The 13,014-nt window shown below is 43.6% G+C and carries 17 protein-coding genes; 7 read left to right on the plus strand and 10 right to left on the minus strand.

The genetic code is table 11. The features are described 5' to 3' along the window. Positions 1–19: 19 nt before the first annotated feature. The 6 genes from M0P91_RS13985 to M0P91_RS14010 form a co-directional block, all read right to left on the minus strand. Positions 20–367 (minus strand): hypothetical protein, encoded by a 348-nt coding sequence (locus M0P91_RS13985; RefSeq protein WP_295068749.1) that lies wholly within the window; start codon positions 365–367, stop codon positions 20–22. Beyond that, on the minus strand, positions 364–762 hold the full coding sequence (locus M0P91_RS13990) for a 4Fe-4S dicluster domain-containing protein (RefSeq protein ID WP_295068751.1): 399 nt from the start codon (positions 760–762) through the stop codon (positions 364–366). The genes M0P91_RS13985 and M0P91_RS13990 overlap by 4 nt, the downstream gene beginning before the upstream one ends. Positions 763–951: 189 nt before the next feature. Then, a complete protein-coding gene (locus tag M0P91_RS13995; RefSeq protein ID WP_295068754.1) occupies positions 952–1,332 on the minus strand; it encodes a NifB/NifX family molybdenum-iron cluster-binding protein in 381 nt (126 codons plus the stop codon). A 9-nt stretch (positions 1,333–1,341) separates the two neighbouring features. Continuing rightward, positions 1,342–1,716: a 4Fe-4S dicluster domain-containing protein gene (locus M0P91_RS14000; protein ID WP_295068757.1), complete on the minus strand. Its 375-nt coding sequence runs from the start codon at positions 1,714–1,716 to the stop codon at positions 1,342–1,344. After that, positions 1,700–2,173: a TOBE domain-containing protein gene (locus tag M0P91_RS14005; RefSeq protein ID WP_295068760.1), complete on the minus strand. Its 474-nt coding sequence runs from the start codon at positions 2,171–2,173 to the stop codon at positions 1,700–1,702. The genes M0P91_RS14000 and M0P91_RS14005 overlap by 17 nt, the downstream gene beginning before the upstream one ends. A gap of 9 nt (positions 2,174–2,182) precedes the next feature. Next, complete coding sequence (locus M0P91_RS14010; RefSeq protein WP_295068763.1) at positions 2,183–2,911, minus strand: NifU family protein; 729 nt, start codon at positions 2,909–2,911, stop codon at positions 2,183–2,185. A gap of 103 nt (positions 2,912–3,014) precedes the next feature. Between M0P91_RS14010 and M0P91_RS14015 the strand changes: the two genes are divergently transcribed. The 7 genes from M0P91_RS14015 (at position 3,015) to M0P91_RS14045 (ending at position 5,872) form a co-directional block, all read left to right on the plus strand. Beyond that, positions 3,015–3,410, plus strand: a complete 396-nt coding sequence (locus tag M0P91_RS14015; RefSeq protein WP_295068765.1) for a NifB/NifX family molybdenum-iron cluster-binding protein — start codon at positions 3,015–3,017, stop codon at positions 3,408–3,410. Then, entirely contained in the window at positions 3,403–3,633 is a 231-nt protein-coding gene (locus M0P91_RS14020) for a hypothetical protein (RefSeq protein ID WP_295068768.1), read from the plus strand. The genes M0P91_RS14015 and M0P91_RS14020 overlap by 8 nt, the downstream gene beginning before the upstream one ends. Continuing rightward, complete coding sequence (locus tag M0P91_RS14025; RefSeq protein ID WP_295068771.1) at positions 3,630–4,229, plus strand: hypothetical protein; 600 nt, start codon at positions 3,630–3,632, stop codon at positions 4,227–4,229. The genes M0P91_RS14020 and M0P91_RS14025 overlap by 4 nt, the downstream gene beginning before the upstream one ends. Before the next feature lie 79 nt (positions 4,230–4,308). After that, entirely contained in the window at positions 4,309–4,929 is a 621-nt protein-coding gene (locus M0P91_RS14030) for a hypothetical protein (protein WP_295068774.1), read from the plus strand. Further along, positions 4,926–5,153, plus strand: coding sequence for a hypothetical protein (locus M0P91_RS14035; protein WP_295068777.1), 228 nt, complete (start codon positions 4,926–4,928; stop codon positions 5,151–5,153). The genes M0P91_RS14030 and M0P91_RS14035 overlap by 4 nt, the downstream gene beginning before the upstream one ends. Positions 5,154–5,208: 55 nt before the next feature. Continuing rightward, positions 5,209–5,502, plus strand: coding sequence for a type II toxin-antitoxin system HigB family toxin (locus M0P91_RS14040; protein WP_295068780.1), 294 nt, complete (start codon positions 5,209–5,211; stop codon positions 5,500–5,502). A gap of 1 nt (position 5,503) precedes the next feature. Further along, positions 5,504–5,872, plus strand: a complete 369-nt coding sequence (locus M0P91_RS14045) for a DNA-binding protein (protein ID WP_295068783.1) — start codon at positions 5,504–5,506, stop codon at positions 5,870–5,872. Between the two features lie 9 nt (positions 5,873–5,881). Here M0P91_RS14045 and M0P91_RS14050 read toward each other — a convergent pair whose 3' ends face one another. From M0P91_RS14050 to M0P91_RS14065, 4 genes are all read right to left on the minus strand, one after another. Continuing rightward, positions 5,882–8,152: a hypothetical protein gene (locus tag M0P91_RS14050; protein ID WP_295068784.1), complete on the minus strand. Its 2,271-nt coding sequence runs from the start codon at positions 8,150–8,152 to the stop codon at positions 5,882–5,884. Positions 8,153–8,161: 9 nt separating this feature from the next. Further along, complete coding sequence (locus M0P91_RS14055) at positions 8,162–10,705, minus strand: hypothetical protein (RefSeq protein WP_295068786.1); 2,544 nt, start codon at positions 10,703–10,705, stop codon at positions 8,162–8,164. A 92-nt stretch (positions 10,706–10,797) separates the two neighbouring features. After that, positions 10,798–11,946 (minus strand): VWA-like domain-containing protein, encoded by a 1,149-nt coding sequence (locus tag M0P91_RS14060; protein ID WP_295068789.1) that lies wholly within the window; start codon positions 11,944–11,946, stop codon positions 10,798–10,800. Then, positions 11,946–12,941: a MoxR family ATPase gene (locus M0P91_RS14065; RefSeq protein WP_295068791.1), complete on the minus strand. Its 996-nt coding sequence runs from the start codon at positions 12,939–12,941 to the stop codon at positions 11,946–11,948. Before M0P91_RS14065 ends, M0P91_RS14060 begins: the two co-directional genes overlap by 1 nt. Positions 12,942–13,014: the final 73 nt, after the last annotated feature.

The following is a 13,014-nucleotide window of genomic DNA, read 5'->3' on the forward strand; positions in this document are numbered from 1 at the left end:
GGTACATAAGGTCAGTTAATTACGTGGATTGGAGCTGTGCGATCAGAAGCGCACCCCTTACGGATGCTTTGAAGCGTTTCATCTTCTCCTGAGTAATAATGGCCATCGCGGTTTCTCGCTCTATTTTGATACGTCCGAAGAGGGTGGCATCGGGTGAGATTCTCGCTTCGCGGATCAGATCATGAACACGCTCATCAAACAGATCGCTACTATAGGGGGGAAGCGCATCGTAGAGGGAGATGAATAAGGAGCGCTGTTCCTCATCCATCTTGCACGAATCGTCGCTGATTTTCAGTGCGACCGTCACCGCACAATCGCGGCTGAAGGTGTCCAGACCTGCGGCGACTTTTGCAATCGGCTCCATCATCCGACTTCTTGGAGCTCTTCGGGCTCTTCTTGAACCTCTTTACCGATACCGCGTATCTCGAGAGGGATGTCGGTACGGAATTTTTTCTCTTTGTACGCAGGTGATCGGACGATCCCCTCTTTGTTTACACCGAGTTTGTAGATCTCTTCATTTTTGAAGTGTTCGTCAAACTCTTTCGTAAACGGCATATCCCAGGTAATGCATCCGATACTCGGGCAAATCGCCGCACATTGAGGATCGGCATAAATGTCGACACACTCGACACATTTGTCGGGCTGGACGTAATACTGTTTTTTTCCGGTAGGGTTGGCAGCGTCATCCACAATCGCATTAACGGGACATTGCTGCAAGCAGGCATCACAGGTGATACAGGTATCATTGATAACGACAGACATAATTAACTCCTGAAAATCTGCCCTATAAGGGCAAGCTTTAGTGCCATAGCGGCAAGCGTAGCTATCAAGATTTTAGATAGCGTTCTCTTTACTTTAGTGCCATAGCGGCAAGCGTAGCTATCAAGATTTTTTAGATAGCGTTCTCTTTACTTTAGTGCCATAGCGGCAAGCGTAGCTATCTGGATTTATTCAGATAGCGTTCTCTTTAGATGTATGGACGATTCGCAGCAGCCACGGCGGTGGATTACCCAGCAAAAGCTCCTGCATTTTTACAATGGTCTCATCGATTCGATCATTTTCGCCGGCACGCATCGGATAAATTTTAGATGCAAGGACCATTTTAGACGCCGTCGGACCGATCTGAGAACAGTACATGATGTCGGCCTCTTTGACTGTTCCGATTTTATAGGCCAGTTTTTCGTGTTCGTCTGGGATGTCATCTTGCGAACTGTCGAGTGTTTTGACATACTCGGCGCTCTGATCGGTCAGTCGGTAGAGTTCAAAACTCTTCGACCAGCCAAAATGCTGATTGACATGGACCCCGTCCGATGAAGCAAATGCGATTAACATTTTATGCCTTTAAACGGCTACCGGCTCGCGCGCTTCACGTGCGGCAATGGAAATATCCTCCCGAAACGTCTGAGGAGAAACTTCCGGTGAGAGAAGGCCCCGTTTTTTGCTGGAGCTGATCACATACTCGGAACTGTTGACGTAGTAGTCGTTATACTCTGCGGTATAAGGCATATCCCATACAATACACCCCTCCGTCGGACAGGCTGCCGCACACGCCGGTGTCTCGGCATGGCCGACGCACTCGATGCATTTTTCCGGTTTGACATAGGTGTATTCCCAATCGTCGCGCGGTGAATCGCCCTCGCTTGCGATCGCACTGACCGGACACTCGTCGATACACGCGTCACAGTTGATACACAAATCATTAATTAATACTGCCATAATAAACTCCTTGGTTAGATTGATATATTTTGTCTTTGCAATTTTCATACGAGGTGGTATTGAGAACGGGAAAAAGTTTGATATCGACCGCTTTGAGCAACAGCGTCACCTCACACCCCGCAGAGAGTTTCATCCGTTCGAACGCTTCGGTCGTGATGAGCGAATTCATCATTCCGCACGGTGTCTCTACACTCACTTCACTCAACACGATCCCCTTACGAAAATGGTGCAGTTCTCCGGAAATGTGGTTCTCAATCGAGACATTCCCCTCTTTGGCCCCTTTGCAGATCGCGATTGCCGCTTCTTGAATATGGCACTCCACGTCGTCGCCGACGCTGAGCCATTTCGGGGTTTCGGTTTTCAAGAGTTTGAACCGTGTCTCTTTCACTTTCACGGTGATGCAACTGAAAAAATCATCGTTGTGTATCGATTCTACCGATCCGGTCAAATTATTCATACTCTTCTCCTACCAAAGATAGATAACAATCTTTTTATCAATAACTTTCTCGAACTCTTCGAGTATCATCCCCGCCGTAGTGGTCGGTCCGAGGTGGCATCCCGAACAGGCCCCGAGATAGCGGAGCCAGATTTCGGGGGTATCTGCGGTGACGTAATGGACCAGTTCCACCCCTCCTCCGTCGCTGGCGAGGATGGGGGTTAGGATTTCACTAATCACCATTTCAACCTTGGAACGCTGAGAGGAGCTATCCATCATACGAAAAGTGACATTTATGTCGGACGCTTCATTTTGGTTGCTGACGTACGTCAGGAGCGAGTGGGCCTGAGCTTCACCGGCATGGGCGGCTTTGATCATCCATTTCATGGAATCGAGGATGTTGTCGTTTCGGAGCAGCAATGCAAGCTTCAATTGTGCCGTTGGCATGTCGGCTTCGGCGGCGGCGCGATAGTGCCGGACCGATTCGGCCAAATCGGCACGGACGCCGATCCCGTTTTCATACATCCCTCCAAGATAAAAAGAGGCGGTTTCATGCCCCAGTTTAGCGGCACGTTCAAAAAGTGTAAAAGCACTCTCCATGCTTTTCGTGACGCCGAACCCTTTGACATACAAGGTTCCCAGATTGACCATCGCATCGCTGTTGCGATCACTCAAACTTTCCCATATTTTTTTTGCCTGACTAAACTCTTTTGCATCATACGCCCCGATCGCTTGGTGCATCAACGACTCTTCTTCCATGGTTCACCCTTTTATACGTTATACCGAACGATTGCAATTGCCGTTCTACAGGTATGAATAAAATATGCATTATCCATTTCAAAATAGACAAAAAGGAGTAGTGATGTTAGCAATCCCTGTGGAAACCGATGAATCAGAACCGATGAGCAGCAAGCTTTTCGGGAATGCCAAATTTTTTGCTTTGGTGGATCCCTCAACCAAACACCATACGATCATCCCGAATAAAGGATGCGGAAATGGAATTCAGACCGCAAATTATCTGTTGGAACAGGGAGCTTCGTCGGCACTCTACGGATTTTTGGGTGACGGGCCGTTCCATGTCATGATTCGCGGCGGTATGGAAGTGTATTGGCTGGGCAAAGAGACCATGCCGCTTGAAAATGCGATTCGTACCGCATTTTCGGAATGTCTCGTCCGTGTCACCCCTGAAAATGCCGATCTCTACCTGGACCCGGGCACCAACGCCGGAGCGTGCGAATGCGGGTGCAATCATGACTGAAACACTTCTTGCGGAGATGGAAGAGATTCGTAACCTCATTGCCGAAACGTTTGCCAAACGAAATTTTCTGAAACAAGAGATGGAAAAATGGTATGAATCGCATACCAATAAACGGTTTGAACGCAGTGATGAACTCATTACGATCGATTCGACACTCTCTCAGCTCGACAGCCACTACAAACGGCTGTGGGATTATCATTACGGAAAATCCGCCAAGATATGAATAGCTATGCGAAAACGGCACGTTTGCTGGATGACATCACACAAATCGAACAATACCGTTCTATTTTGGAGAGTGATACGATCAAATCCGGTGAACCCCATTGGGCCAGCATGGGGAAAAATACGATCACCCTTTTTCAGGTGCTGATCGATCAGGACCTGACCCATCTGGTGATGGTGCTTCGCCACTATCCCCAATACATCGAAGCGGTGTGTGAACATTTTCGGTATGCCTACAGTTACAGCGAAAACAGTGCCGACATCGATGCCGCATCGGCACTTTTAAGCATGGGTGAGCCCTATTTTACCAGACAGTTCGTCCGCAACGTCATACGAAAACTCCCCCGTCTGGAGGAGATGGACCGAGATGGGTTGCAAGAGTACATCGAGGAAACCTGTATCCATCAACATCAGCGCCATCCGATTATCACGATGCATTACCGCTCCCAGATCAAACGACTGATCGAGAACACACCGCTGCATCCGTTGCAGAGGATCGTGCTGGAAAAAAAGCTCGCCTCGATTCGCGAAGTGATTACGTACGATTTTGAAGCATCCGATCGCGATTCTAATCTTGACATACCTTATATGACATAATATTAGACAAGAACGGTTACTGCACCTGAAAGTGTCAATCGATTAGGTAATTTTATTAGACTTCTTGCATAACCTTGGTATGCAAGAAGTTTTCTGCCTCGAAGAGGCAAGCTTTAGTGCCCAAGCGGCCAGCGTAGTGCTTTGGGCTTTGCTCAAAGCACGTTTAAAAGAGAGTTCTGCAAGAACTCTCTTAAATAACAATAAGGAGTTTATGATGAATGAAAATTTACGAAGTGAAGTGCTAAAACATGCCCGTACGGCATTTGAACGCTCATGTACCCTGCGCGATGATGAACGTCTCGAAGTGTATCTGTATGACGGCAACGTCAAAGTATCCGATGTCCTGAGCGAAGATCATACGATCATCTACAGTCCGAACCGTGTTTTGTGCTATCAGGTGTGGGGGCATGATTATCTCGAAGAGGAGATCCGGGCGTGGATCGATCACGCCCGTCTGGAGATCACCCCCAAACCGCTCGAAGAGAGTATCCTCGAAACACTGGAAAAAATAGCGGCTGAAAAAGGGGTGAGTGCAGAGGAGATCAGCTCATACGAGGTATTTGCCAACCTCCGGATGGATCAGCTCGAACAGATCGAACACGCCATCATCGAATACTGGTGGGACAACAAAGAGGTCGAAAATGCCAAATCTTTGGCATTGGAGCAGATTAATCACGCATTGATGAGTCTAGAGGGATGATACTCACCCTCCACACCACCGACAAAATTGTCCGTATCGACATTACGGCCGATCAGTTTTCCCGTCTGCGAGACCCTTCCATCACGGTAGAGGAGATTGCGGCTATCGCGACACAGTGCGGCGTCGATCCGGCAGTATTGATCGACTATACGGCCGATTTAAAAAAAACGGCGCAAGAGATGATGGAGATAGACGGGTCCTGCGATTACAGCGATCATCTTTGAGAACACCGCAAAATCATTAAGTTCCTTTTAAAGGAACAAGGCTTATACTTCCTCTATGAATGTTATCAGTAAAAAGACATTGGTACTGTTTTATGAAAATCATCCGCAGGCGAAAACTCCGTTGGAAGTATGGCATTCCGATGTGCGTAAAGCACAATGGGCAAGCCCAGATCAGATAAAACGTGAATATTCCAGTGCCTCTTTTTTACGCGATAACCGTGTCGTTTTCAATATCAAAGGCAATGATTACCGTCTCATCGTCCATATCGATTACAAACGCAAAATCGTTCGGGTCAAGTTCATCGGAACTCACAGCGAATACGATAAAATCAATGCAGAGGAGATTTAACATGCACCTATCCCCTATCCGAACCGAAGCCGATTACGAAAAAGCACTGGAACGTATCGACGTATTGATGGAACAGGAGCCTGAGATTGGAAGCAGTGAGGGTGACGAACTCGAAATTCTTGCCCTTTTGGTCGAAAAATACGAAGAGCAGCATTGGCACATCGCCCCACCCGATCCCATCGAAGCGATCAAATACCGCATGGAAGAGATGGGATTGAAACAAAAAGATTTGGTTCCCATCATCGGAAGCAAAAGCAAAGTTTCCGAAGTGCTCAACCGCAAAATCGGTCTATCACTCAGTATGATCTCCAACCTCTCGGCACAGCTTCATATTCCGTTAGAAGTGTTGGTGCCGAAAGTGTCGGTATGAGCAAGACAACTATGCTGTAAAAGAATACGTTCGACCATTTTCATTAAGCTTTTTTATCTTTTCCATAGCCTGATCTGGTGACAAATTGAAGTGATCTGTCATGACTCGATGTACATGAGTGAAATCGATTCTCAAATTGTTTGCAAAAATCCCGGGATCATCACTGCAAAGTACAATTGTTGGCAACTCTTTCAAAGCTTTTTCATCTTTTTCTAGCCCTAGCCATCGGAAAATATGATGTTCATTATGATTTTTATAAAAACTAATCCGTACATTACTTGTAGGCATGGACTCAATAATAATTTGCTTTTGATTCAAATATCGTATCGTTGCTTCTTGTAATTTTGTATATATCTCATCATGAAAAAATGAAGTAGGCACTTCAATCTTTACTCTAGCCCTTTCATATACATCTGCATGGTGATAAAGATGCAACAATTTTTTGCAATAACGAGAACCTTCAATCGGAAATTGCTCATCTAAAGGATCTTGCCCCTTTTCTTTCCAAAACTCTACATAGTTTTCTAAAGTAAAATCATTAGTGTCAAAAATTTCTTGTCCATATCGTTGAATTTCATATGAAATAATATGTAGATATTGAGCAGTATTCTCTTCTTGTGATAAAAGATAATATGAAAAAATCATATCATCAAGCCATTCTCCCTTGGTAAGACGAATTGTTTTCCCAATTCGTTCGCGCCATAGAGTCGGAAAAATACCAACTGCTGTTGCATGACCTATTCGATCACCACTACGTAAATCCAAGTAATATGCAGCTTCATAAACTGTGCGGATGCCACTCAAAAGATGAATAAAATCTTCTCCACCATGATAAGTAAAATGAACAAATCCTTCTTTTCGCATCCGTTTAAATAAAGGAGCAAAAACTTCAGGAGGAGTATGCAGTTCGTTAGCGGCAACATCTATCCCGTGAAGATACTGTCGGACTTTTCTATATTTTCTCCAAACTGCCAACAAAGCATTTTGCCGCTTTAACGTTAATTGACGCAAATCATAGAAACGGCATGGATGTATATTTTTGGGTTTATCTTTAGCTTTTACGAAGTGAGCCGTTATTGCCATATCCATCCGTTTATATTTTGGAACAGTGATCTCTTTCGATAGAGCTGGTCTACTAGTTAGACCGTAAGCATAAAGCTCATAGTCACTAATAATTGTTTTTAAAAGTTTTAACATTTTTGCAGCATTGGGCTTTGGTGCTATCCGTGCTTCAAGAAAACGTAAATCTTCGCCATACATCCCTTCCAACTGCTGAAAACGCTTAATATACTGTTCTTCAGTGTGTTCACGTAACTGATTAAACGTAATTTTTTGAAATTGATCAAATCCATATTGATCTGCTTGCTGAACTAAAAGTCTATTAAAATGATTTAAAATTAGCAAATATAATAAAAAGCCATGTGAAAATCCGTCATCGCCCACATTTTCGAGACGATCTAAGCACAAAGAAATAAAAAGCCCCTCTAAAACTAAAAGATTATCAGCGAAAACATACTCATGTAATGGATGTTTACTACTTGTAGTAGTCAAAGGATTGTCAATTAGTTCCTCAAGCCGAGAGATAGGCAACATTCGCTGAGTATTACAAGCATTAAATAGCTCTTCTCTAAGTCCTCTAGCTAAACGAAAAAGTCTATAAAGATTTTTATAATCTAATTTATCATCAAGTTGACGATACTGCTCGATCACCTCAGGATTAGTTGCGACAGTCTTCATGTAACTATAAACTTTTTGAGGAGATTGTAAAGCATCCAGCCAAACGATATCTGCTTCTGTAGTACCATTGATATGTATGTGAAGTTCACTTAAACCTTCGTGGCGTATCATTGCTTCCAAATCAGGATGATACGGACTTGGTAAAGTACTTTTACATAAAACTTTTTTAAATATATTAATACGATCTTCAAACAGTGGTTTTTCTTGCCGCAATCTTGCCGCTATGAGAGGTAAAGGAGTTACCCTTGTGAGTGTCTCTTGCCACTCTGAAAAAGAATCTTTTATTACCCTAACCTCACTATTGCGCATTTCAAGAGGAGTTACAAGTGCATTAAAACCTGATAATAAGATAGAGGAAAGCTTTGCAGTGTTCAGAGAAGCGGCTTCAATATCTTCCCTATGGATATAATCCGGTAGATGAGGAGATGTTTCACGCAAATGTAGAAAAAGGGTACTCTCTATAGTTTTACAATCTGGAAAGTCTTTTATTAAATAAGATTTTAACAGTCGTATCGAACTAGTAAGATAACTATGAACCAACATTTATAAAACTTATTTTGGTAAGGCCGTTGACAATGCCATCGTATCAAGAAGTTCTCTAAAAGAGTAATTCACAGTACTACCATCTGTGTTTGGAATATTAAGGTCTTGAACATCCTCTAATAAATACTTAAAAGGAGGAAATGTACTTAATTCTTTATATAACCTCATTGAAGATTTTGCTGCCTTCTGAATATCAAATTTTTTAACGTTTGAATCATACACTCCCGTAGTTCGAATAGGATTTCTTGGATCGAATTGAAAAACTTCTTCTTGTTTATGAAAAATAGCTTCTTCTATCAATAATACATTTAAAAAAGCGGCAACTTGTATACGTAATAAAATTCCAAGCGGTAATCTAATCTGACGATTTTCCATCTCTTCGAGAGCATTGAAAAATCTATCCATCACAGAGATATAAAATTGAGGAGGATACGAAGAAACAGTTTTGTTATCTTTTGCCCATTTTGTTAAATCCGTATCTGCCGTATTTGTATGCTGTTTTGATTCAACACTTTCATCTTCATCGTCATTGTAGTCATCATTTTCTATTTCTTTAGATGAATTCTTTTTTTGTTCAACAGCTTTATTTTCTATGTCTTTTTTTAGTTCAAGCGCCTTTACTCTCGCCGGTATTTTTGTTATTACTCCTGAGTCTAATAAAAGTTCAGATGCCAATGCAATCAAAGGAAGTACAGAGATGTGCAGTGTCGCATTGTTTGTTTGTCCAACATCTGTGCTCATACACTTCAAAATGGCATAATATTTAGTAGCAAATACACTATTCAAATTTTCCGATAAATTTCTAATTTTCTTCTGTTGGTCGCTCAACTGCCAATCAGTTTTATATACGTTCTTATTTATCGACGATGTAAAATATTTATTCACATCAGTTGGATTTGAACGTTTATTCATTCCGAAGTCTGTATATATTTGTACAGTTCCTAATAGTTGAAACTGTTTTGTATTATCAACTGTTCTTGCTTTTGCGACTGCTGCCCATAATCTTGTAAAAGAAATCGCATCGATATTTCTATCTAATGAAAACAATTTATGTAATGCATCTTTTTCAATACCAGAACGTTTCATTGCCTGATGAAGTAGAGACGACCGAAGCATAAAACCTAAATCATCACCTTTTCTATATTTAAAACGTCCATAAAGCAAAAATGTCAAAGCAAGATTAATTTGCTTATACGGTTCTTCGTAAACAGTATCTGATAGTTCAAAAATATCTCCTTGCTCATCAGAAATTTTCAACAATGCACTCATTAGCTCAACAACACTTTCTTCACGTGTGTGAAAATTACGTAATCTTTGAAAACTTAGTCCAGTATCTGATAATGATGTGAAAAATGTTTGTGCAATTCCATGATTAATTAATGCTTGTTTCTCTGAATCGTTTTTTTCTTCACCTATTGTTAACAAAGTACTTAGAAAACTGATAACTAAACGGAGAGGCTGTTGCGACAAATGTTCTATAAACGATTTACTGTTATGCTTTGTCAAACCGGCATAATCTTCAAAAAGCTTTTCTACAACATCTTTGAATTCTTTGCCTTCCCCATCATCTCCATATGCTATATACAGATTCTTCCAATCTAATTCAGCAAGTGTAAGCAATTCAATACGGTTACGAGGCGGGATAATTTTTAATAAATATTGCTCTTCCAAACGACGAACAGTTTTTTCGTACGAATCTAAATGTTTCGTATCATATTCGGTTGGTAAATCTCCTAACTGTTTCCATTGTTCTTTCCGAACCAGTGTAGAATAAAGATCAACATCACCACAAAGAACCGGAATGAGTCGAGGGGTTGTCAAATATTTACGCAAAATTTCCAGTACAGGCCAACCTTTTTCAAATGAAGTATCAATATCATCAAGTGCTAAAATAAAGGCCTTGACTCCGAGCATATTTGAAGATTTATGGATAAATTGGTGTAAGCTTTGATCTAAATCATAGCCAGCTTTTGCACCGGTCAAACCATCTTCCATCAACGTAATTGGATCATCCCACATCTCATGCTTTAAGGTGTCCGATCCTAATCCATTTAGTTGTTTTAACCCCTCAGCCAGCTTTTTTAAACTTTTTTTCCAAGACTCATATTCAGATGTCGTTTCACTGTCGCATCTATTAAATATATCATGGCACTGATTCGTGTCAGTTGCAATTTTTCCACACCGAATAAATTTTTCAACTTCCTCTTTAATCAAAGAGATCACCGCGATCAAAACATGTTCTTTTGTATCCATTAGTGTAGGGTCTAATATACCAAGACTTTTAAGATCACATTCATTGCTTGAAATTTTTTCTAAAGCATTTAATGCAAATGTCGTTTTTCCACTTCCTCGGCTACCTAAGATAGTAACAGTATAATGCCCTCGCTCTTTTTTATAATCTTGCTTTGTATTTTTTTCAATTCTTTTTAAAATTGTTTCTACATGGGATTTAAATTCTACATACGCTTCTTGATGAATAAAATACTTATTATCTTCTACACGTGTGGCATCTTGCGATTTTTCCAAAAAAATTATACGTTTATTGTCCGACATTTTCTCTATCCTTTGGATATTAGGAGATTTTTGAAGAGAGCTTATCTAAATAATCTAAAATATAATTTTAAAAAATAAAAATCACCTTTTCTTTACGAAAATATCACCAAAGCTCTCCCAAACGGCACCTTCGCTTTTCGTGACAACGCCCACAACACTTCATAATTGGGCGGAATACGCGGATACGACCCTTCCCCGTCGGTAAAATAGAGCAGCATCGTCGTCATCGGCAGAGCGGACTCGACGTAATCGAATGTCGGGCGGTAATCGGTCCCCCCTCCCCCTTTGAGAGCAAAATCCATCCGTTCGCCCCCGATAAACGTATGATGGGCGTGGACTTTCGCATCGGCGATGATCAGCTCTATTTTGACCGAGGGGAAGTTTTGCATGATCGTTTTAAATTCCTCCATAAATGCCCCCAAGAGCTGATCGTCGATGGAACCGCTCGTATCGATCGCGACGCAGAGGCTGAGGGTATCGCTGGTGAGCGAGGGGAGCGCGATACCGCGATGGATATGTTTTTTGTTCGGGGGCATAAAGGCGTAGTTGTTACGCATGTGACGGTTTACCGCGTTGTAGAGTTCGAACCGCCAGTCCACGTCGGCGGGCTTGACCTTTTTCCCCAGTCTCTCCAACCCCAGCGGCATCGCCCCCTTGCGCTGGGCGACCTCCTGCGCGATCGAGGCGGCGTATTGCCACTGCGACTCATCGGCGGCGTCCATCTCCTCCGCGATTCCCTCAATGTTGGCAAAGCCTTGCGAATCGTCACCTTCTTGGGAGAGGGTATCCGAGGGTGAGCCGCCTTCGTTACTCTCACCGAACGCATCCCCCTCACCGAGGTTAAGATCATTTTTCAGCGCATCGTAGATCTCTTCGGCGTACATTAGCTCGTACTCTTTGTTGTAGTTTGCCCCCTGTGGGATGACTAAACCGCTTTTGGCGAGGAGATTGTTGATCGCGTAATCGGTCGCTAACTGCCACAGCCGTCCTCTGCGATTCAGTTTGCGCTGCTGATGGGCGAGGACATGGTGCATGACGGCGTTGGTGAGGATAAACATCACCTCTTCAACGCTTCTACGCTCTAAAAACTCCACATTATAGATAAAGCGTTTTCCGTTACTGGCATATCCGGAAACATCCTCACTCGGTTCAAAATTGAGTCGCGATGAGAGCATCCCGAAATAGGGATATTTGACCGTTAAAAGGGATTTAGCCTTCAGTAATAATTGCTCGTGCAACATTATCGTAGCAAGGTATTAAACTGTCGCATCCACAGAGGCCAGCTCTCGACATGGTCGAGTTCGATTTTACGGGCTCGGAGGTCTTGGATAATCATTACCGCAAACTCACCGGGGAGTTTTAACGTGTAGGTGATGAGGTTATTGAGCTTCTTGCTCCCCGTGTAGTCGTTGACCCGCATCGTAAGTGCCGTGCTGAGGATATGAAGGGCGGAGGGATCACTCGGTACCTCCGTACACGTCCCCTCCATGATCGCGTCCAAATCGGGGAGCTGCGAAGCAACCATGCGAAAGCCCAGATACGACGCCGCCAGCTCCTCGCCGATCGCCCCGCTCACCATCGCCATCACCAAATCCGCTTCGGGATTGGAGGCCATAATATCATCCACATACTGCCACGTGCGGGGTGTCGCAAACGACCGGCTCTCGGCGTTAAAGACGAAGAGTGCATCGGGACGGTGGGAGATATAAGCGATGATGGAAGGATCAATCCCCGCCCCCATCGCCCAGTTGCGCCAATCCTCGACGTTCGCTTCCATCTCCAGATGGACAAACCGGTTGGCCAACGGAGCCGCCATCCGAAACACAACCCCACGATCGCTCTCACGGTTCCCCGCCGCCACGATCGCCCACCCATCAGGGAGGCGATATTCGCCGATCTTACGATCTAATATTAACTGATATGCAGATGCCTGAACCATCGGCGCGGCGGTGTTGAGCTCATCGAGAAACAGTATCCCCCGCTCCTCTGAACCATCGGGTAAAAACGCCGGAGGTGCCCAGATCGCCGTATCGTTTTTAGCGTTAAAAAAGGGGATACCCCGCAAATCAGTCGGGTCAAGGAGGGAGAGACGCAGATCGATAAACCCGATCCCGGCTTCACGTGCGATTTGGGCTACAATGGAGGATTTTCCGATTCCCGGAGGGCCCCACAAAAAGACGGGGACTTTACGCTCACACAGATGAGCAAGGGAACGTTTGGCACTTTGAGGGTTCATATTATTCCTTATTCACGTCATCCTCGGGCTTGACCCGGGGATCCATCTCTAAAAGAAAAGCTGGATTCCCGCC

It is taken from the genome of Sulfuricurvum sp., from assembly GCF_023229695.1.
GTDB lineage: Bacteria > Campylobacterota > Campylobacteria > Campylobacterales > Sulfurimonadaceae > Sulfuricurvum.